The sequence below is a fragment of the Rathayibacter sp. AY1B7 genome (assembly GCF_002932735.1).
Lineage (GTDB): Bacteria > Actinomycetota > Actinomycetes > Actinomycetales > Microbacteriaceae > Rathayibacter.
Map to the genome: position 1 here is coordinate 1 of NZ_PSWK01000005.1, position 19,863 is coordinate 19,863.

The following is a 19,863-nucleotide window of genomic DNA, read 5'->3' on the forward strand; positions in this document are numbered from 1 at the left end:
CATCGTCTGCACCTTCGACACGACGGGGAGCTGGTCGGAGGCGGCGATCTCGCCCGCGATCCGGCCGACTCCGACGACGCTGATCGGGCCGTTGGCGTCGCGCGCCTCCGAGCCGAACGCCGCCTGGGCGACGTCGATGAGGCGCTGCGGCAGGTTGAGGATCACATGGGCGACGCTGGTGATGTTCGACCAGACCGTCTCGGGCACCGCGGTGACCGGCTGCTGCGCGAGGGCCGACGTGGGCGAGATGCCGATGAAGCCGACCGTCTGCGTCTCGATCGCACCGGAGGCGTCGGTGACGGGGGCGCCGTTCGCGTCGGTCACCGCGACCTCGTTCTCGGCGGGGGTGATCGTGAGGGTCAGCGGGGCGCCGTCGCGCTGGACGGACACGCTGAGCGGGACGCCCGCGGAGCGCTGGATGATCGGGGTCAGGTCGTTCCAGGTGCTCACCGGAGTGCCGTCGATCGCCGTGATCGTGTCTCCCGGCAGCAGGCCCGCCGCGGCTCCGGGTGCCAGCGGGTCGTCGGCGGTGCAGGTCGCGGTCGCGCGCTGCGACTCCGGGACCACGCACTGCGAGACCGCGGCGAGGGTGCTGGTGCTCTGCGGGATCCCGATGCCGCAGAGGAGGACGGTGAAGAGGACCGTGGCGATCACGAGGTTCATGAAGGGGCCGCCGGCCATGACGATCACGCGCTTCCACACGGGGAGCCGGTAGAACGCGCGGTGGTCCTCGCCGTCGCCGATCGTCTCGGCGCTGGCGGCGCGGGCCTCGTCGATCATCGTGGCGTAGGCGCCGCGCCGGGGCTCCTCGAGCTGGGCCTCGGAGGACGCCAGGCCGTTGAAGAAGCCGGTGCTCGACTCCTTGGGCCGGTCCCCCGGGTGCTTCGGCGGGTACATGCCGATCATGGCGATGTAGCCGCCGAGCGGGATCGCCTTGACGCCGTACTCCGTCTCGCCTCGGCGCCGGGAGAAGAGGGTCGGCCCGAACCCGATCATGTACTGCGTGACCTTGACCCCGAACAGCTTGGCGGGGAGCAGGTGCCCGACCTCGTGCAGGGCGATGGAGAGGGCGACGCCGACGGCGACGATGACGACGCCGAGGACGAAGAGCAGCACGGATTCCACCGACACACTGTAGGCCGGGCCCGCCCGTCCACGCTGGGGTGCGCCTGCACGGATCCGATGAACTCCGCGGCCGAGCGGATCAGCGGCGCGACGTCCGCCGACACGGATCCGCGGGGACGGAGCCCGTCCGGATGACCCCTGGTCAGACTCCGGCGATCCGCTCGTCCGCCGTGCGGCGCGCCCACTCCTCCGCCGCGGCCAGCGACTCGCGGGTCAGCGTGCCGTCGACGCTGTGCGCGTCGACCACCGCTTCCACCGTCTCGAGGATGTCGAGGTAGCCGATCCGCCCCGCGTGGAACGCCTGCACGGCCTGCTCGTTCGCCGCGTTGAACACGGCCGGGTAGGAGGCGCCCGCCTCCCCGACGCGCTTCGCGAGCCGGACCGAGGGGAACGCCTCCTCGTCCAGCGGCTCGAACGTCCAGGAGTGGGAGCGGGTCCAGTCGAGCGGGACGCCGACCCCGGCGACGCGGTGCGGCCAGTCGAGGCCGAGCGAGATCGGGAGCCGCATGTCCGGCGGCGAGGCCTGGGCGATCGTCGAGCCGTCGACGTACTCGACCATCGAGTGGATCACCGACTGCGGGTGCACGGTGACGTCGATCCGGTCGTAGGGGACGTCGAAGAGCAGGTGCGCCTCGATCACCTCGAGCCCCTTGTTGACCAGGGTGGAGGAGTTGGTCGTGACGACCAGGCCCATGTCCCAGGTCGGGTGCGCGAGCGCCTGCGCCGGGGTGACGTCGCGGAGGGAGGCGCGGTCGCGTCCCCGGAACGGCCCGCCGGACGCGGTCAGCACCAGGCGGCGGACCTCGCGGTGCTCGCCCGCGAGGAGGGCCTGGGCGATCGCGGAGTGCTCGGAGTCGACCGGCACGATCTGGCCGGGACCGGCGAGCGAGGTGACGAGCTCGCCGCCGACGATCAGCGACTCCTTGTTGGCGAGAGCGAGCGTCCTGCCCTCCTCGAGCGCCGCGAGCGTCGGGCCGAGCCCCACCGAGCCGGTGATCCCGTTCAGCACGACGTCCGCGTCGACCGAGCGGATCAGCTGCTCGGCCTCCTCCGCACCGAACGCCGTGTGCTCGACGCCGAACGCGGACGCCTGCTCGGCGACCGCCGCCCGGTTCGAGCCGGCGGCGAGGCCGACGACCTCGAACCGCTCGCGGTTCGCGCCGATGACGTCGAGAGCCTGCGTGCCGATGGACCCGGTCGAGCCGAGGATGATGACCCTGCGCATCCGCCCATCCTGGCACGGAGCACCCAGCGCCTCCCGGTCAGCTGATGGCGAGGATGTCGACCACGAAGACGAGGGTGTCGGTCCCGCTGATCCCCGCGTTCTGGTTGCCCTGGTCGCCGTAGCCCTTCGACGGCGGGATGGTGACCAGCACCTGCGAGCCGACGGTCTGGCCGACGACGGCCTCCTTGAAGCCCTCGATCACGTCGCCGGTGCCGAAGGCGGCGGGAGCGGGCTTCCCCCAGCTCTGGTCGAACACCTCGCCGGTTCCCCAGACCACGCCCTGGTACTGCACGATCAGCTGGTCGCCGTCGGCCACGGTCGCGCCGCTCCCCTTCTTGAGGACGGCGAGCTGCAGGTCGGCGGGCGGGTCGGTCGAGGGGATGGTGACGGTGGGCGCCCCGTCCTCGGCGAGCGCCACCGTCGGCAGGCCGTCGACCGGGGGCTGCGGCTCGCCGTCGGCGGCGGTCGGCACGATCTGCTCGACGTCGATCACCATGACGATCGAGTCGGTCGCGGCGATGCCGAACTGGCTCTGCCCGGCGTCGCCGAACGCGTCGGCCGGGGGAACGACGGCGACGACGCGCGAGCCGACGGTCGCGCAGTTGACGGCCTTCACGAGGCCGGCGAGGTACTGGTCGGTGTCGACCTCGAAGGCCGCGCGGCCACCGGACGCGTAGCTGCTCGCCGAGAACTCGGCACCGCTCGTCCCGTTGTAGAGCGTGTAGTCGACCAGCACGGTGTCGCCCTCGGCGACCTCCTCGCCGGTGCCCTCGATCGCGACGGAGCGCTCGGTGGCGTCCACGCTGACCGGGCTGGGGAACACGGTGACCGGCTTGGTGGCGAAGTCGCCGCTGGTCTGCACCGCGGCGGTCGCCTCGCCCTCGGTCGCGCAGCCGAGCGGGGTGGCGGAGGCGGACGGCGCTGCATCCGGCTCCCCGGGGGTGCAGGCCGCCAGGCTCAGGGAGGCGCCGAGGACGGCGAGGATCGCGAGGGTTCTGCGCACAGGGGCACCTTTCGTGACCGGCGGCGGCCGGTGGACGTTCGGGGATCGCCTCCATCCTGCACGGCGCGCCTCGCAACGCGCTGGGTGCGGGTCCTCGAACGGTCCCAGGCCTACCATCGGGGCATGCGTGAATTCTCGGTCCCCCAGTCCCGAGAGCTCGTCACCGAGCTCCCCGGCCCGCGCTCCGTCGCCCTCCAGGAGCGCCGCGTCGCCAGCGTCTCCCGCGGCGCCGGGACGCTCGCGAACATCTACATGGACCACGCGTCGGGCGCGGTCCTGGTCGACGTCGACGGCAACCGCCTGATCGACCTCGGCTGCGGCATCGGAGTGACCACCATCGGCCACGCGCACCCCGCGGTCGCCGCGGCGGCCGCCGCGCAGGCCGAGAAGCTGACGCACACCCTCTTCACCGTCACTCCGTACGAGAACTACGTCCGGGTCGCCGAGAAGCTCGCCGAGATCACCCCCGGGGACTTCGAGAAGCACTCGATCCTGGTGAACTCCGGCGCGGAGGCGGTCGAGAACGCCGTCAAGATCGCGCGGAAGTTCACCGGCCGCCGCGCCATCGCGACGCTCGACCACGCCTTCCACGGCCGCACCATCCTCACGATGGCGATGACCTACCGCCCCTGGCCGGAGCGCGCGGGCATGGGCCCCTTCCCAGGAGAGATCTACAGCCTCCCGATCAGCTACCCGTTCCGCGACCCCGAGGGCATGACGGGCGAGGAGGCGGCCGAGCGCACCATCGACTACATCACCACCCACATCGGCGCGCAGGAGCTGGCCGCGCTCTTCGTCGAGCCGATCCAGGGCGACGGCGGCATCATCATCCCGGCGCCGGGCTACTTCCGCCGCCTGTCCGAGTTCTGCACCGAGAACGGCATCGTCTTCGTCGCGGACGAGATCCAGGCCGGCATCGCCCGCACCGGCACCTGGTACTCCATCGAGCACCACGGCGTGGTCCCGGACCTCATCACGACGGCCAAGGGCATCGCCGGCGGCTTCCCGCTCGCCGCCGTCACCGGCCGCGCCGAGATCATGGACGCCGTGCAGCCCGGCGGCATCGGCGGCACGTTCGGCGGCAACCCCGTCTCCACCGCCGCGGCGCTCGCGACGTTCGAGGCGATCGAGTCCGAGGGCCTGCTGGAGGAGGCGCAGCGGGTCGAGCGCCTGCTGCAGGCGCGGATCGGCGACTGGGCCGAGCGCTTCGCGGTCGTGGGCGAGGTCCGCGGCAAGGGCGCGATGTGGGGCGTCGAGCTCGTCCACCCGGGCACGAAGAAGCAGTACCCGGAGGCGCTCACCGCGATCCTGAAGCACGCCACCACGAACGGCGTGATCGTCCTCGACGCGGGCAGCTGGGACAGCGTGCTGCGGATCATGCCGAGCGTGGTCATCAGCGAGGAGCTCATCGACGACGCCGCGACGGTCATCGAGGAGGCGCTCGCCCAGTTCGGCTGATCCGCCGCATGACCGGAGCGGCATGGACGCCCCGGTAGCTTCGTCGGAATGCGGATCGACGACGACCACGAGAGGCCGACTCCCCCGGGGATCGGCCTCTCCGCGCGTCTGGCGCGCCTGTCCATCGGCGTCGTCGGCCGGCTGGTCTACCGGCCGATCGTGGAGGGGCGCGACAACGTCCCGGCCGAGGGACGCGTGATCCTGGCGGCCAACCACCTCTCGTTCATCGACTCCCCGGTGCTGACGCTGCTCGCCCCGCGGCCGGTGCAGTTCCTGGCCAAGTCGGACTACTTCACGGGGACCGGCGTGCGGGGCGCCCTCTCTCGCGCCTTCTTCACGAGCGTCGGAGCCGTCGCGGTCGAGCGCGGCGCCGGCCAGGCCGCTCAGGAGGCGCTGGACCTCGGCCGGGCGATCCTCGAGCGGGACGAGGCGTTCGCCGTCTACCCCGAGGGCACCCGCTCCCGCGACGGGCGCCTCTACAAGGGCCGCACCGGAGTGGCATGGCTCGCCCTCACCACGGGCGCGCCGGTGGTCCCCGTCGGCATGATCGGCACGCAGGAGCTCCAGCCGGTGGGCACGAGGGTGCCGCGCCTGCACCGGATCACGGTCCGCTTCGGGGCTCCGCTGGACCTCTCGCGGCACGGCTCCGCCGACTCCGGCCGCGCCCGACGCCACGCCACCGACGAGGTGATGGCGGCCGTCCACGCGCTCTCCGGGCAGGAGCTCGCCGGTGCGTACAACGAGTCGCCGCCGACGACCACGGTCGAGCGCATCCGCCGGGCGCTCCCGCACGAGCGCCGCTGAGCCTCAGCGCGCGGACGCCTCCGGCTCGTGGGCGACGGGGAAGTTCACCGAGTTGGCGATGAAGCAGAGCCGGGAGGCCTCGGCGTGCAGCGTCTGGGCGATCGCCACCATCGACTCCTCGGCGACAGTGACGCGGGGCCGGAGGGTCACCGAGGTGAAGCGGCCGCTCTCCCCCTCCTGCAGCATCGAGCCCACCGCGTCGTCCGTGTAGCCGGTGACGACGACTCCGTTCTTGACCGCCACGTGCAGGTAGGAGAGGAGGTGGCACTGCGCGAGCGCCGCGAGGAGCAGCTGCTCCGGGTTCCAGCGGTCGGCGTCGCCCCGGAAGGGCGTGTCGGCCGAGGCGAGGATGGGCGCCGGGCCCTCCGCCGTGACGGTCAGCTGGCGCCCGTACTCGCGATAGCCGCTCGTGCCGGTGCCCCGGTCGCCCTCCCAGACGACGGACACCGCGTACTCGTGCTCGGACTTCATCGGGCTCCTCCTCGACGGCGGTGGATCAGGCCGGTCGCGCCGGTCTGGACCTCTGGACGCGGAACCCCCGCGGGTAGACTCCGAGGACCATGACAGACACGCTCGCCCCCCAGGTTCCCACGTCCGCAGTCCCCCAGGAGCGGCGCGTCGCGACCGAGATCCCCGGGCCGCGATCCCGGGCCCTGCACGAGCGCCGCCTCGCCGTCGTGCCCACCGGCGTCGGCACCGCGCTCCCCGTCTACATCGACCGCGCGCACGGCGCGATCCTGGTCGACGTCGACGGCAACAGCTTCATCGACCTCGGCGCCGGCATCGGCGTGACGACGATCGGGCACACCGACGACTCCGTCGTCGCGGCCGCCGCGGAGCAGCTCGCGCGCCTCACGCACACCCTCTTCACCGTCACTCCGTACGAGCCCTACATCCGCGTCGCGGAGCTGCTGGCCCAGCACACCCCCGGCGACTTCGCCAAGAAGACCGTCCTGGTCAACTCCGGTGCCGAGGCGGTCGAGAACGCCGTCAAGATCGCGCGCAAGCACACCGGCCGCCCCGGCGTCGCGGTGCTCGACCACGCGTACCACGGACGCACGAACCTCACGATGGCCATGAACTTCAAGGCGCTGCCCTACGGCCTGGGCTTCGGACCCTTCGCCAGCGACGTCCACCGTGCGCCGAGCTCGTACCCGTACCACGACGGCCTGTCGGGAGCCGAGGCCGCCCAGCGCGCGATCTCGTACCTCGAGAAGACCGTCGGCGCGTCCGCCCTGGCCTGCCTCGTCGCCGAGCCCATCCAGGGCGAGGGCGGCTTCATGGTCCCCGCCGACGGCTTCCTCCCGGCACTGCAGGAGTGGTGCACGGCCAACGGCATCGTCTTCGTCGCCGACGAGATCCAGTCGGGCATGGCCCGCACCGGCGCCTGGTTCGCCAGCGAGCACCTCGGCCTCGTCCCCGACCTCGTCCTCTCGGCCAAGGGCATCGCCGGCGGCCTGCCGCTCGCGGGCGTGACGGGCCGCGCCGAGATCATGGACTCGGCGCAGGCCGGCGGGCTGGGCGGCACCTTCGGCGGGAACCCCGTCGCCGCCGCCGCCGCCGTCGCGGTCTTCGAGCGCATCGAGCGCGAGGGCCTCCTCGCCGAGGCCGATCGGATCGGCGCACGCCTGGGCGCGGCGCTTCGAGGCCTGCAGGAGCGCTACGACATCATCGGCGACGTCCGCGGCATCGGCGCGATGATGGCGATGGAGCTCGTGCAGCCCGGCACCGCCGGCACCACGAAGGAGCCGAACGCCGTCGCGGTCCAGGCGATCATCGACTACGCCGCCCAGCACGGGGTCCTCGTGCTGAGCGCCGGCACCTACGGCAACGTGGTCCGCTTCCTGCCGAGCCTCGCCCTCACCGACGAGCTGCTCGACGACGCCGTGTCGGTCATCGCCGACGCGTTCGCCACCCTCTAGGCGCGATCCTCCGAAGGCCACCGCGGGCGCCGAGGCGCTCCCCGGTGGCCTTCGGCGTCTCCGGGAACGCGGGACCGGGCGGCGCATCGGGCAGGATGGGGGGATGCCAGCAGGAACCTTCACCGTCGCCGAGTCCGTCGAGCTGGCCGTCGTCGAGCGATCCGGGTTCGTCGAGTCGCGCCACGCCGGCTCCGCCGTCCTCCTCGACTCCGAGGGCCGCGTCGCCCGCAGCCTCGGCACCCCGACGGCTCCCGTCTTCCCCCGCTCCTGCCTCAAGCCGTTCCAGGCCCTCGCGGTGATGACCGCCGGAGTCGAGCTGAACGGCGCGGAGGCGGTCATCGCCACCGCGAGCCACGCCGGCATCCCCCAGCACGTGGCGCTGGTGCAGAACCTGCTCTTCCGCGCCGGCCTGGACCACACCGCCCTGCAGTGCCCGGCCGACTGGCCCGGCGACTCCGGGACCCGCGCTCAGCTGCTGCGGGCGGGCGCGACTCCGGACCCGCTCTACATGAACTGCTCGGGCAAGCACGCGGCGATGCTGCTGGCCTGCGTGCAGAACGGCTGGAGCACCGAGGACTACCTCGAGCGGACGCACCCGCTGCAGCAGCACATCGTCGACACGATCGAGCGCCTCACCGGCGAGCGCGTCGTGGCCTCGGGGATCGACGGCTGCGGAGCTCCCGTGCACGCCCTTCCTCTGACCGCGCTGGCGAAGGGCGTCTCGCGGATCGTGTCCTCCTCCCCCGCCTCACCGTTCGGCCTCTACCGCCAGGCCGGCGTCCTCACGGCCGCGATCCTCGAGAACGCGTGGGCGATCGACGGCCCGGGCCGGGACAACACCGTCGTGATCGAGCGCCTGGGCCTGGTCGCCAAGCTCGGCGCCGAGGGCGTGCTCGTGATGGCCTCGCCCGACGGCACCACCGTCGCCCTGAAGATCCTCGACGGGAGCCTCCGCGCCGCGACCGTGGTCGCACTGAAGCTCCTGGTCGAGGCGGACGCGGTGGACCGGACCGCGGCGAACGACGTGCTGGTGCGGCTGAACCCGGTCGTGTCGGGCGGCGGGCGCCCGGTCGGCGCGATCCGCGCCTCCTACGTCTGACCGCACGTCCCGGCACGCCCTGAGCTACTGCTCGCGCGCGAGGCGCTTCGCCCGGGCCGCCGCGGAGACCTGCGTGATCACCACCACGAGGATCGCGAGGACGAACACCGCCGATGCGATGACGTTCGCCTCCGCCGGGATGCCGCGCGCCGCCGCGATGTAGATGTACTTCGGGAACGTGGTGACCGATCCGGAGTTGAAGTTCGTGATGATGAAGTCGTCGAAGCTCAGCGCGAACGAGAGCAGCGCCGCGGCGAGGATGCCGGGCAGCAGCAGCGGGAAGGTGATCCGCCAGAAGACCTGGTTCGGCGACGCGTAGAGGTCGCGTCCCGCCTCCTCCAGCTTCGGGTCCAGGCTCGCCACCCGCGCCTTCACGGTGACCACGACGAAGCTGATGCAGAACATCGTGTGCGCCAGCACGATCGTGACCAGTCCCTTCTCGGCGCCCACGCTGAGGAACTGCGCGGCGAGGCCGGCTCCGAGCACCACCTCCGGAGTCGCCATGGGGAGGAACAGCAGCAGGCTGATCGCCGACCGGAACCGGAAGCGGAACCGCACGAGCGCGATGGCGATCATGGTGCCGAGCGCAGTGGCCAGCACGGTGGCGATCACACCGACCAGCAGGCTGTTCCCGAAGGCGGTCATCACCTCCTCGCTGGTCCAGGCCGACACCCACTTGTCGAGGGTGAAACCGCGCCAGGCGAGGTTGCTCTTCCCCGAGTCGTTGAAGGAGAAGACGAAGGTGTACCCGATCGGGATGAGCAGGAAGAGCAGCGCCAGCGCCGTGTAGACGCCGAGCCCGAGGCCGCGGAAGCGGCGGCGGCCCCGGACCGGGGCGGGGGGCGGCGCGCCGAGCGCCTCCTGGGCGCTCGCGAGCGGACGGTCGGCCGTCGCGGTCACAGGAGGTCCTCCGTTCCACTGCGCTTCACGTAGAAGCCGACGATGACCAGGATCACGGCCATCAGCACGATCGAGAGCGCGGCGGCCGCCGGGTAGTTCTCGAGCGTGAGGAAGTTCGCCTCGATCGCGTTGCCCACCATCGAGGTCTGCGACGAGCCGAGGAAGTCCCGGCTCGCGTTGATGTAGTCGCCAGCCGCGGGGATGAACGTCAGCAGCGTGCCCGAGACGATGCCCGGCATCGACAGGGGGACGGTCACGCTCCAGAACACGGAGGCGGGGTGCGCGTAGAGATCCGACCCTGCCTCCAGGAAGCGCACGTCGAGGCGCTCGAGCGTCGTGTACAGCGGCAACGTCATGAACGGGATGAAGTTGTAGGTGATGCCGAAGATCACGGCGATCGGCGTCCCCGTGAGGTGGCCGTCGCTCGGCAGGACCGCCACGGCCTTGAGCGCCTGCACGAGCGGGCTCTCGTCCGCGAGGATCTGCTTCCACGCCAGCGTCCGGAGCAGGAAGCTGATGAAGAAGGGCGCGATCACCAGCGTGAGGAGCAGGTTCTGCAGCAGCGGCCAGGGCCGCGCCTTCACTCCGATGAAGTAGGCCAGCGGGTAGCTGATCACCAGCGCGAGCACCGTCGCGATCAGCGCGTAGCCGAAGGAGCGGAGCACGTGCGGCCAGTAGTCGCCCATCACCACGAGGTAGTTCTGCCAGGCGAACCCGGGGGCGTACTCGCCGATGTCCCCGTCCGGCACCTCGGCCTGGAAGGACGTGAGCACGAGCGAGATCAGCGGCGCCAGGAAGAACAGCAGCATGTAGGCGATGCCCGGCAGCAGCAGGACGAGCGCGATCGTCGACCGCCGGCGGACCGGAGCGTCCCGAGGATCCGCCTGCCCCGTGGCGAAGGCGGCGAAGGCCATGCCTACGCTCCCCCGCTGCGACCGGCCAGGAGCCCCCGGCGCTGCACGGCGATGGCGCTGGTGGAGTCGTCCGCCTCGAAGCGCGGGACCGAGCCCGGTTCGTCCGCGAGTCCGAAGCCGTGCTCGGTGCTGAAGCCGACCCACACCTCCGCTCCCTCGCCGACGACCGGCCCGAAGACCATGTTCTGCGCGAAGACGACCACCGGGCCCAGGCCCGGCATCCGGATCGTGTACTGGGTGCTGACCCCGCCGAAGGAGACGTCGACCACGCGGCCGGGCCCGAGCACGTTCCGGCCGGAGTCCGTCGGCGGCTCCTGCGTCAGCAGCAGGAGCTTCTCGGGGCGGACGCCGACCGTGATCTCCCCGCTCGTGCGGGCGCAGCGGGCGACGGGCACGACGATCCGGTGCCCGCCCGCGTCGACGGTGAGTGCGCGGTCGGTGCTGCCGACCACCTCACCCGTGAAGAGGTTGGACTGGCCGAGGAAGTTCGCGACGAACGCGGTGCGCGGGAGCTCGTAGAGCTCCTCCGGCGCGCCCATCTGCTCGATCCTGCCCTTGTTCATCACCGCGACGGTGTCGGCCATCGTCATGGCCTCCTCCTGGTCGTGCGTGACGTGGAGGAAGGTGAGGCCCACCTCCTCCTGGATCGACTTGAGCTCCAGCTGCATCTGCCGGCGGAGCTTGAGGTCGAGGGCGCCGAGCGGCTCGTCGAGCAGGAGCAGGGCGGGCCGGTTGACGAGGGCGCGCGCGAGGGCGACCCGCTGCTGCTGACCACCGGAGAGCTGCGCGGGGCGGCGCTGGGCGAGGTGGTCGAGCTCGACCAGGCGGAGCGCCTCGTGCGCCTTGCCGACGGGGTCGGCGATCCTCCGCCGCTTCAGGCCGAAGGCGACGTTCTCGAGGATCGACATGTGCGGGAACAGCGCGTACGACTGGAACACGGTGTTGACGGGCCGCTGGTACGTCTTCGTCTCGGTGACGTCCCGCCCGCCGATGAGGATCCGGCCGGCGGAGGGCTCCTCGAGCCCGGCGACCAGGCGCAGCGTCGTCGTCTTGCCGCAGCCCGAGGGGCCCAGCAGGGCGAAGAAGGAGCCCGCCGGGATGGTGAGGTCCAGGGAGTCGATGGCCGTGAAGCCCGGGTACTGCTTGCTGATCCCGACCAGCTGGAGGTCGGCGCCGCTCTCGGCGAAGGTCCCGATCGCCATCAGATGCCCAGGAGCACCTTCTGGAACTCGGCCTGGTACTCCTTCTCCTCCGCGGCGGTCAGGGTCCGGAACACGTGCGCCTGCGCGAGCGTGTCCTCGTCGGGGAAGATCAGCTGGTTCTCGGCAAGCTCCGGATCGATGCTCTCCATGACGTCCTTCGCTCCATCCACGGGGGTGATGTAGTTGACCCAGGCGGCCACCTCGGCGGCGACCTCGGGCTCGTAGTAGTAGTTCATCAGGGCTTCGGCGTTGGCCTTGCGCTCGGAGCCCATCGGGACCACGAAGGTGTCGTTCCAGAGTGCGCCGCCCGAGTCGGGGAAGGCGAACTCCCACTTGTCGCCGGCCTCGGCGTTGATCAGGGTGATGTCGCCGGACCAGCAGATCGCCGCGAGGGTGTCCTCGTTCTGCAGGTCGTTGAGGTACGCGTTCCCCTTGATGTTGCGGATCTGTCCGGCGTCGACCTGCTCGCGGAAGACGTCGATCGCGTTCATGTACTCGTCGTCGCTCCAGGAGCCGGCGATGTCCGTCCCCTGAGCGAGCATGATGAGCCCGATCGTGTCGCGCATCTCGCTCAGCACGCCGACGCGGCCGCGGAGCGACGGATCCCACAGATCCTCGATGCTCGAGAGGCCCTTCGGCAGCTTCTCCCTGTTCCAGCAGATGCCCGAGAACCCCGCCTGGTACGGGAGGGAGAGCCGGCGGCCCGGATCGAAGTCGGGGTTCGCCAGCGAGGGGGTGAGGTTGGCGATGTTCGGGATGTTCGCGTGGTCGAGCTCCTGCACGTAGCCGCGGCGGACCAGGCGCGAGACCATCCACTCCGTCAGGCAGACCGTGTCGGCGCCGATGTACTGCCCGAGCGCGAGCTGGTCCTTCACCTTGCCGTAGTACGAGTTGTTGTCGTCGACGGCGACGTTGTAGGTCACCGCGATGCCCGTCTGCTCCTCGAAGCCCTGGAGCGTGGGGTGGTTCCCGTCGTCGTCCTCGTCCATGTAGGCGGGCCAGTTGTCCCACACCAGGCGCGGGTCGCCGGCCGATCCGTCGGCGGCGGCGGTCGGAGCGGCACGGGTCTGCGGGGCGCAGGCGGCCAGGGCGAGGGCACCCGCTCCGAGGCCGATCCCGCCGAGGACCGCCCGACGCGAGAGGACCGCCCGGCGCTCGCGCTCGTGCGAGCGTGCCGCGGCGACGGCCCGGCGGAGGACGGGATCCCTCGGGAGGGGACGGGTCATGGCGGGGGCTCCTGACTGCGTCGGGGCTCGTGCCTCGGGGGCCGAACGTGGGGAAATACTGGCACAGCGCTCATCCACCTGTCACGGTGAACGGAGGAGAACGCTCATCCGGAAACATGATCGTCACGAATTCCGCACCCGGAGGCCGTGTCGACCGCCGATTCGGTCCCCGGAGGCCCTGCCGTCAGCGGGTGAGGGGCGGGCGTCCCGAGCCGCCGGCGGACCCGTCGACGCGCTCGACCGCCATCTCGACGGAGGAGAGCAGGATCCGGCTGCCGAGCTTCGCGCGGTAGCGGCGGCCGGCCTCGAGCGGGAGCGGCGCCTGGGTCGGCGCGACCAGCACGGACCCGTTGGCCGACCAGCGGTCCCTGACCCAGAGCCCGCCCTCGTCGAAGCCGAACTCGAGGTGGGTCTTGGAGAGGGATCGCGACGGATCCGGGATCGCGAGGATGTGCCGGAACGTCTCGTTGGGGTCCGGGAGCGGCTGGCGTCCGATCAGGCCGTTGCCGGTCACGATCGCGTGCTGCCCGGTCGCGAAGCTGAGGCGCACGAGCCCCTGCGAGGGCGGCGCCATCGGAGCGCCGGGGGCGGGACGCCGGTGCCGGCCGGGGGCCAGGCCCGGCAGCCAGGCACGGCGGGACGGATCGAGGACCGTCGTGTCGCCGGAGGACGAGGGGCGGGACGCACCCGTCGTGGCATGCGCCGCCACCGACGAACCGCACTCGCCGCAGAGGATCGCCCCGGGAGCGAGGTTGGAGCCACACGTGCTGCAGATCACCGAGAACGCCCTTCCGCTCACCATCGTACCCAGCGCCGGCGCGGGGAGCCCCGAGCCGGCCGAACCCGACGCGAACCGGCAGGCGCAGGGCCGTCGTACGGCCGTTCGGCGCGTGCGGGCGGTCCGGCGGCACCGCCACCGCGGCCGTCCCGTGCCGGAGCGCTGCTCGTCAGACCGGTGCGCCGGCCTCCTCGTCGCCGGTGACCGCGAGGACGTCGACGACGATCACGGTGACGTTGTCGCGCCCGCCGTTGTCCAGCGCGGCGTCGACCAGGGCGTCGGCCGCCTCCTGAGCGGAGCCGGTGCCGCTGAGCAGGTGGCCGACGCCGGCATCGGTCAGCTCCTTCGTGAGTCCGTCCGAGCAGATCAGCAGACGCGATCCGGCGAGGACGGGCACGAGCCGGTAGTCGGGGACGGGCGCCTCGTGGAAGCCGACCGCGCGGGTGATCACGTTGCTGTGCGGATGCACGTCGGCCTCGTCGCGGGAGATCAGGCCCGCGTCGACCAGCTCCTGGACGATGGAGTGGTCCACGGTGAGCTGCACGAGGGTCCCGGCGACGCTCAGGTACACGCGCGAGTCGCCGATGTTGAAGACGGACCAGTAGGGCTCTCCCCCGACCACCGTGAGCGCGATCCCGGTGACCGTGGTCCCGGTGCCGACGTCGGCCGTGTGCGACTGCCGGGCGATGTCCCCTACCGCCTCCCGAAGCGCCCGGTCGATCTCCTCCGCTCCGACGGTCGCGCCGAGCGCCGCGGTGGACAGGCGCGACACGACCGCGTCGCTGGCGACCTCTCCTGCCGCGTGCCCGCCCATCCCGTCGGCGACAGCGAAGAGCGGGCTCTTGGCGAGGTAGCTGTCCTCGTTCGCGCTGCGCACGTGGCCGGTCTCGGTGCGCGCGGCCCAGCCGAGGGTGACTTCGGCCGAGGGTGCGTCGGAGCTCCAGGCGGAGACGGGGACGGTGACGGACGCGCGGCTGCGGCCGATCTGCGTCATCGCTGCTCCTCGCATCCCCGTGGCCTGCGGCCGTCCGGTCCGACGGCCCGTGACCGCCGGCGCCAGGGGTGCCCGGCCGCCTCCCGATGGTAGTCGCTGACGGCCCTCCGCCGAGCCGGCCGCCATCGCTGTCGCCCGATGTCCGTCGCGCAGACGGGTCGACGCTCCGACCACCGGATCCGATGCCGGATCGAGCTCCGACGTGCGGATCCACTTGCCCGGGCATCCGTGGACTGCCAGAATCGCCGCATGGCCCCGTCTCGCCCGCCCTCTCAGCGTCCTGTCCAGCTCGACGAGGTGTCGAAGGCGATCATCGAGCAGCTGCAGGCCGACGGTCGGCGCTCGTACGCCGAGATCGGCAAGGCCGTGGGCCTGAGCGAGGCGGCCGTCCGGCAGCGGGTGCAGAAGCTCACCGAGTCGGGCGTCATGCAGATCGTCGCGGTGACGGATCCGATGCAGCTCGGCTTCTACCGCCAGGCGATGATCGGTGTGCGCGTCACCGGCGACACCCGCGACGTCGCGGACCGGCTCGCCTCCATCCCCGCCGTCGACTACGTCGTGCTGACGGCCGGCTCCTTCGACATCCTCGCCGAGGTCGTGTGCGAGAACGACGACGATCTGATCGCCCTGCTCAACCAGGAGATCCGGTCGCTTCCCGGCGTGCTCTCGACCGAGACCTTCGTCTATCTGAAGCTCCACAAGCAGTTCTACAACTGGGGAACGCGGTAAAAGATGACCACCGAGACAGCCTTCTCGACCTCCGGCCTCGAGTCGGGCGATCCCGTCCGCGGGACCGACGCGCCTGGGGGGACCGACGACGCCTCCCTGCAGAAGAAGGCGAAGGACCACCTCTGGATGCACTTCACCCGTCAGTCGACGATGGACTCGGGCGCGGGCGTGCCGATCATCACGCGCGGCGAGGGACACCACATCTGGGACAGCACCGGGCGCAAGTACTTCGACGGCCTGTCCGGCCTCTTCGTCGTCAATGCGGGACACGGGCGGCGCCGACTGGCGGAGGCCGCGGCGAAGCAGGCGTCCGAGCTCTCCTTCTTCCCGCTCTGGTCCTACGCGACCCCCTCGGCGATCGAGCTGGCCGACCGTCTCGCCGACCACGCGCCGGGCGACCTGAACCGGGTCTTCTTCTCGACCGGCGGCGGCGAGGCGGTGGAGACGGCGTTCAAGCTCGCCAAGCACTACTGGAAGCTGCAGGGCAAGCCGGGCAAGCACAAGGTCGTCTCGCGCTCGGTCGCGTATCACGGCACTCCCCAGGGAGCGCTCGCGATCACGGGCATCCCCGGGATGAAGTCGATGTTCGAACCGCTCGTGCCGGGCGGCTTCCGTGTCCCCAACACCAACTTCTACCGGGCTCCCGAGCACGGCGACGACCTGGAGGCGTTCGGCCTGTGGGCGGCGAACCGCATCGAGGAGATGATCGAGTTCGAGGGGCCGGACACGGTGGCCGCCGTGTTCCTGGAACCCGTGCAGAACTCGGGCGGCTGCTTCCCGCCCCCTCCCGGGTACTTCCAGAGGGTCCGCGAGATCTGCGACAAGCACGACGTGCTGCTGGTGTCCGATGAGGTGATCTGCGCGTTCGGCCGTATCGGGCACATGTTCGCCTGCGACGAGTACGGCTATGTGCCGGACATGATCACCTGCGCGAAGGGGATGACCAGCGGCTACTCCCCCATCGGCGCGACGATCGTCAGCGATCGGATCTACGAGCCCTTCCGCCACGGTCAGGTCGTCTTCCCGCACGGCTACACCTTCGGCGGCCACCCCGTCTCGGCCGCGGTCGCGCTCGAGAACCTCGACATCTTCGAGGAGGAGGGCCTGAACGAGCGCGTGCGAGAGAACTCGCCCGTCTTCCGGTCCACGCTCGAGAAGCTGCTCGACCTGCCGATCGTCGGCGACGTCCGGGGCGACGGCTACTTCTTCGGCATCGAGCTGGTGAAGGACAAGGCGACGAAGGAGACGTTCGACGAGGACGAGTCGGAGCGGCTGCTGCGCGGATTCCTCTCGAAGGGGCTCTTCGACGCGGGGCTGTACTGCCGAGCGGACGACCGAGGCGATCCCGTCGTGCAGCTCGCACCGCCGCTCACCATCGGCCCGCGCGAGTTCGACGAGATCGAGCAGATCCTCCGGAGCGTTCTCACCGAGGCCTGGTCGCGGCTCTAGCGACCTCACGCGGCGCGCTCCCGCCGATCGGCGGCGAGTGCGGCCGCGACCCGGCGCGCACCTGCGTGGTGCGGATCGAGAGCGACGGCCTCGTCGGCGAGCCGTCCGGCCTCGTCGGCACGGCCCTCACCGGCCAGGATCCGCGCGAGGAGGACGAGCACTCCGGCTCGCTCGCTCGCGGGTGCGACGACGGCGGCACGGCGGAGCAGCGGGGCGAGCGCTCCCGCCGCGCCGGGGTCACCGCTCCGCGCCGACCGCAGCACGCGGTCCGCACCGCGGCTGCGCTGCACGGCCACGACGAGCGCAGCCAGGCCCGCCGGCCGGACCTCGGGATCGGGACCGGTGAGAGCTCGCCGGACGAGGTCGTCGACGCCGTGCAACAGCACGTCGGGCAGTTCGGCCCGCGGGTGGCGGTCGAGGAGACGGTCGACCGCGGCGGCCACCGCTCGCGGGTCGTCCCGGTCGCCGGCCTCGAGCCCGTCGTCGCGGCCGGACGACGGGAGCACGGCGACGCGGAGGGCGAGGCCGGGGAGCCGGCGCGCACGCTCCTCGAGGGCGGCGACGAGTCCCTCGCACGACTCCGGACTCGCCTCGCCGGGATGCACCAGCGCGAGTGCTCGCTGCACCCGCCCGAACCGGCCGAGCGCACCGAGGCTGGCCCGCGCGATCAGGGACGGATCCGCCCCCGACAGCTCGAAGCGGAGCGAGCCGCTCGGCGCGCCGGCCCGGAACGGGACGAGCACGAGGCTCGCCTCGGCCGCACCCCGCCGGGACCCGTGAGCGGCGTGGAACAGGGCGGCGTCGTCGGGTGAGGCCGGGACACGCGAAGCGGGAGCGGGGTGGAGGAAGATCGCTGAGGAGGTCATGCTGCGATCCTGCCGACCCTCGCACCCGCCGAGAGCGACGGCCCTCGGGATCATCGGAAGGATCTCGAGATCGCCGCCTGTGGAGGGAGAGGTCCCATCGACACCGAATCGCCGGCGCACGGATGGCGCCCTCCGGCCCCCAGGAATCCCTCCACAGGGACCGATCGGCCGAGTTCTGCACCGGTGTCCGATTCCCGCCGGTCGGTGGGGAGTCCCGCGGATACTCTCGACGCATGAGAACGACTCCCCTTCACGTCCGACGGACGACGAGCCCCCTCGGCCGCATCGAAGTGGGCAGCGACGGCGATGCGATCGTCTCGCTCGCCATCGAGCAGGCCGGTCTGCTCCCGCACGAGCACCTCCCGGAGTCGGACCTCCCGGTGCTCCTGCGGGCCGTCGAGCAGCTGGACGAGTACTTCGACGGGACCCGCCGCTCTTTCGATCTGCCGGTCGCTCTGCGCGGCACGCCCTTCCAGCTCGAGATCTGGCAGCGGCTCCAGGCTCTGGGCTTCGGGGAGATCACCTCCTACGGCGCACTGGGCACGGCCGCCGGTCGCCCCCGGGCGGGCCGGCCGATCGGCGGAGCGGTAGGTGCGAACCCGGTGCCGATCATCGTGGGCTGCCACCGCGTCCTCGCGAGCGACGGACGGATCACCGGCTTCAGCGCGGGCGAGGGCGTCGCCACGAAAGCCTGGCTTCTCGATCACGAGGGGATCCCCCACCGATGAGCACGGCCGACGGACTCGTCGAGGGAGAGGACGGCCTGGTCCGCTGCGCCTGGAGCGGCGCGGATCCGGAGTACCGCCGCTACCACGACGAGGAATGGGGCACCCCGCTGCACGGAGATCGCCCGCTGTTCGAGAAGATCTCCCTCGAGGCGTTCCAGTCCGGCCTCTCCTGGATCACGATCCTCCGCAAGCGGCCGAGGTTCCGCGAGGCCTTCGACGGCTTCGATCCGGCCCGCGTCGCCCGGTACGACGACACCGATGTCGAGCGGCTGATGGAGGACAGCGGCATCATCCGGAACCGCGCGAAGATCATCGCCACCCGGGACAACGCCCGGGCCGTGCTCGCGCTCCTGGAGCAGAGAGGCGAGGGCGCGCTCGACGAGCTCGTGTGGTCCTTCCACGATCCGGACGTCGAGGACCGGGTGGTCCGAGCCGCCGACGTCCCTGCGACGACGCCCGGGTCGACGGCGCTCGCGCGAGCGCTGAAGGCCGCTGGGCTCCGCTTCGTCGGACCGACCACCGCGTACGCGCTGATGCAGTCGGCCGGAATCGTCGACGACCACCTCACCGGCTGCTGGCGCCGACGCTGACGCCTACGACTCCGGCACGACGAGGTCGAGCTCTCCCGTGTGCCGGTTCTCGGCGAGCAGGAACCCGCGCCCGGCCGCCCACGCCGAGAGCTCGCCGAGCGACTCCGTCGCCACCCGGTCCTCCGCCAGCGCCCTGACGAAGCGTCCCTTGCCCTGCTTGTTGAAGTGGTTCAGCGACCGGAGGACGCCGTCGGCCCCGCGCGAGCGGACGCGGACGAAGAACCGCCCCTCGCCCGCAGGGACCGGTCCGAGCGCCGCGTACGCCTCGCTCCGCAGATCGAGGACGAGCCCGTCGAGCGCGCTCAGCACCCGCCCGGCCTCCGCCGCCCACCACCGCTTGAGCGGTCTGCCCGGCACACGGGAGTCGTGGGACAGACGGTATGCAGGGATCAGGTCGAGGGCGCGGATCGGCCCCCAGAGCGCGGACTGCACGATCGCCGTCCGACCGAGCACCTCCCGTGCACCGGAATCGAGGCTGCGCGCGTCGAGCGCATCGAACAGCACCCCGTCGAAGCGGTCGACCGCGGGGAGACCTGCCGCGGTCGCGAGCCCCGCGTTGCGATCGATCTCGCCGAACTGACGCGGACCGAGCTTCAGCGCCCGGGCAGAGAGCTCGGGGTCCCCGGCCAGCGCGATCAGCGCCTCCGCCAGCTCGCGCCGCTTCGCGTGGAGCTCGGGGAAGGCGAGCGACTCGAGCACGAACGGCTCGTCGCCGCCGTCGCGCTTCGTCTCGGACGGTGGCAGCAGGACGTGCACAGGACTCCTTCGGAGAAGAGGGACGGGCGGCACGACGAAGGGGCCGGACGATCGCGATGATCGTCCGGCCCCTCCGAGCCGCGGTGAGCGGCGGT

The 19,863-nt window shown here is 71.7% G+C and carries 20 protein-coding genes; 8 read left to right on the forward strand and 12 right to left on the reverse strand.

The window, feature by feature from the left end:
* From C5C95_RS04165 to C5C95_RS04175, 3 genes are all read right to left on the reverse strand, one after another.
* The coding region (locus C5C95_RS04165; protein WP_258072618.1) for an RIP metalloprotease at positions 1-1,125 on the reverse strand (1,125 nt) is incomplete at its 3' end.
* 142 nt (positions 1,126-1,267) lie between these two features.
* Positions 1,268-2,350 (reverse strand): 1-deoxy-D-xylulose-5-phosphate reductoisomerase, encoded by a 1,083-nt coding sequence (gene dxr, locus C5C95_RS04170; protein ID WP_104223045.1) that lies wholly within the window; start codon positions 2,348-2,350, stop codon positions 1,268-1,270.
* Between the two features lie 37 nt (positions 2,351-2,387).
* Positions 2,388-3,353: an FKBP-type peptidyl-prolyl cis-trans isomerase gene (locus C5C95_RS04175; protein WP_159939270.1), complete on the reverse strand. Its 966-nt coding sequence runs from the start codon at positions 3,351-3,353 to the stop codon at positions 2,388-2,390.
* A 123-nt stretch (positions 3,354-3,476) separates the two neighbouring features.
* Between C5C95_RS04175 and C5C95_RS04180 the strand changes: the two genes are divergently transcribed.
* Positions 3,477-4,811 carry an aminotransferase class III-fold pyridoxal phosphate-dependent enzyme gene (locus C5C95_RS04180; RefSeq protein ID WP_104323873.1) on the forward strand — a complete coding sequence of 445 codons (1,335 nt, stop codon included), beginning with the start codon at positions 3,477-3,479 and terminating at the stop codon, positions 4,809-4,811.
* 48 nt (positions 4,812-4,859) lie between these two features.
* Complete coding sequence (locus tag C5C95_RS04185) at positions 4,860-5,615, forward strand: 1-acyl-sn-glycerol-3-phosphate acyltransferase (protein ID WP_104323874.1); 756 nt, start codon at positions 4,860-4,862, stop codon at positions 5,613-5,615.
* 3 nt (positions 5,616-5,618) lie between these two features.
* On the opposite strand, the gene C5C95_RS04190 is transcribed toward C5C95_RS04185, so the two are convergent.
* Positions 5,619-6,086 (reverse strand): OsmC family protein, encoded by a 468-nt coding sequence (locus tag C5C95_RS04190; RefSeq protein ID WP_104223041.1) that lies wholly within the window; start codon positions 6,084-6,086, stop codon positions 5,619-5,621.
* Positions 6,087-6,175: 89 nt separating this feature from the next.
* Between C5C95_RS04190 and gabT the strand changes: the two genes are divergently transcribed.
* Together gabT and C5C95_RS04200 are read left to right on the forward strand one after the other, a co-directional pair.
* Positions 6,176-7,537, forward strand: a complete 1,362-nt coding sequence (gene gabT, locus C5C95_RS04195) for a 4-aminobutyrate--2-oxoglutarate transaminase (RefSeq protein WP_104223040.1) — start codon at positions 6,176-6,178, stop codon at positions 7,535-7,537.
* 103 nt (positions 7,538-7,640) lie between these two features.
* Complete coding sequence (locus tag C5C95_RS04200; RefSeq protein ID WP_104223039.1) at positions 7,641-8,636, forward strand: asparaginase; 996 nt, start codon at positions 7,641-7,643, stop codon at positions 8,634-8,636.
* A 24-nt stretch (positions 8,637-8,660) separates the two neighbouring features.
* On the opposite strand, the gene C5C95_RS04205 is transcribed toward C5C95_RS04200, so the two are convergent.
* The 6 genes from C5C95_RS04205 to C5C95_RS04230 all read right to left on the reverse strand — a co-directional run bounded on the left by C5C95_RS04205 (position 8,661) and on the right by C5C95_RS04230 (position 14,650).
* Positions 8,661-9,416, reverse strand: coding sequence for an ABC transporter permease (locus tag C5C95_RS04205; protein ID WP_258060352.1), 756 nt, complete (start codon positions 9,414-9,416; stop codon positions 8,661-8,663).
* A 116-nt stretch (positions 9,417-9,532) separates the two neighbouring features.
* Positions 9,533-10,450: an ABC transporter permease gene (locus C5C95_RS04210; protein WP_104323875.1), complete on the reverse strand. Its 918-nt coding sequence runs from the start codon at positions 10,448-10,450 to the stop codon at positions 9,533-9,535.
* Positions 10,451-10,452: 2 nt separating this feature from the next.
* Entirely contained in the window at positions 10,453-11,652 is a 1,200-nt protein-coding gene (locus C5C95_RS04215; protein WP_104323876.1) for an ABC transporter ATP-binding protein, read from the reverse strand.
* Complete coding sequence (locus C5C95_RS04220) at positions 11,652-12,878, reverse strand: PotD/PotF family extracellular solute-binding protein (protein WP_104323877.1); 1,227 nt, start codon at positions 12,876-12,878, stop codon at positions 11,652-11,654. Before C5C95_RS04220 ends, C5C95_RS04215 begins: the two co-directional genes overlap by 1 nt.
* A 184-nt stretch (positions 12,879-13,062) precedes the next feature.
* On the reverse strand, positions 13,063-13,587 hold the full coding sequence (locus C5C95_RS04225; RefSeq protein ID WP_104223034.1) for a hypothetical protein: 525 nt from the start codon (positions 13,585-13,587) through the stop codon (positions 13,063-13,065).
* Positions 13,588-13,825: 238 nt separating this feature from the next.
* Positions 13,826-14,650 carry a PP2C family serine/threonine-protein phosphatase gene (locus tag C5C95_RS04230; protein WP_104225583.1) on the reverse strand — a complete coding sequence of 275 codons (825 nt, stop codon included), beginning with the start codon at positions 14,648-14,650 and terminating at the stop codon, positions 13,826-13,828.
* 249 nt (positions 14,651-14,899) lie between these two features.
* Between C5C95_RS04230 and C5C95_RS04235 the strand changes: the two genes are divergently transcribed.
* Positions 14,900-15,379 (forward strand): Lrp/AsnC family transcriptional regulator, encoded by a 480-nt coding sequence (locus C5C95_RS04235; protein WP_104223032.1) that lies wholly within the window; start codon positions 14,900-14,902, stop codon positions 15,377-15,379.
* A gap of 3 nt (positions 15,380-15,382) precedes the next feature.
* Positions 15,383-16,828 (forward strand): aspartate aminotransferase family protein, encoded by a 1,446-nt coding sequence (locus tag C5C95_RS04240; RefSeq protein WP_104262499.1) that lies wholly within the window; start codon positions 15,383-15,385, stop codon positions 16,826-16,828.
* A 5-nt stretch (positions 16,829-16,833) separates the two neighbouring features.
* Here the strand turns inward: C5C95_RS04240 and C5C95_RS04245 are convergent, their stop codons facing one another.
* The gene (locus C5C95_RS04245) at positions 16,834-17,694 is read right to left on the reverse strand and encodes a hypothetical protein (RefSeq protein WP_104323878.1); all 861 of its coding nucleotides are present in this window, start codon (positions 17,692-17,694) and stop codon (positions 16,834-16,836) included.
* Between the two features lie 233 nt (positions 17,695-17,927).
* Between C5C95_RS04245 and C5C95_RS04250 the strand changes: the two genes are divergently transcribed.
* Positions 17,928-18,422, forward strand: a complete 495-nt coding sequence (locus tag C5C95_RS04250; protein ID WP_104223029.1) for a methylated-DNA--[protein]-cysteine S-methyltransferase — start codon at positions 17,928-17,930, stop codon at positions 18,420-18,422.
* Positions 18,419-19,012 carry a DNA-3-methyladenine glycosylase I gene (locus C5C95_RS04255; protein WP_104323879.1) on the forward strand — a complete coding sequence of 198 codons (594 nt, stop codon included), beginning with the start codon at positions 18,419-18,421 and terminating at the stop codon, positions 19,010-19,012. Before C5C95_RS04250 ends, C5C95_RS04255 begins: the two co-directional genes overlap by 4 nt.
* A gap of 3 nt (positions 19,013-19,015) precedes the next feature.
* Here C5C95_RS04255 and C5C95_RS04260 read toward each other — a convergent pair whose 3' ends face one another.
* A complete protein-coding gene (locus tag C5C95_RS04260) occupies positions 19,016-19,768 on the reverse strand; it encodes a YaaA family protein (RefSeq protein WP_104223027.1) in 753 nt (250 codons plus the stop codon).
* Between the last annotated feature and the right edge of the window lie 95 nt (positions 19,769-19,863).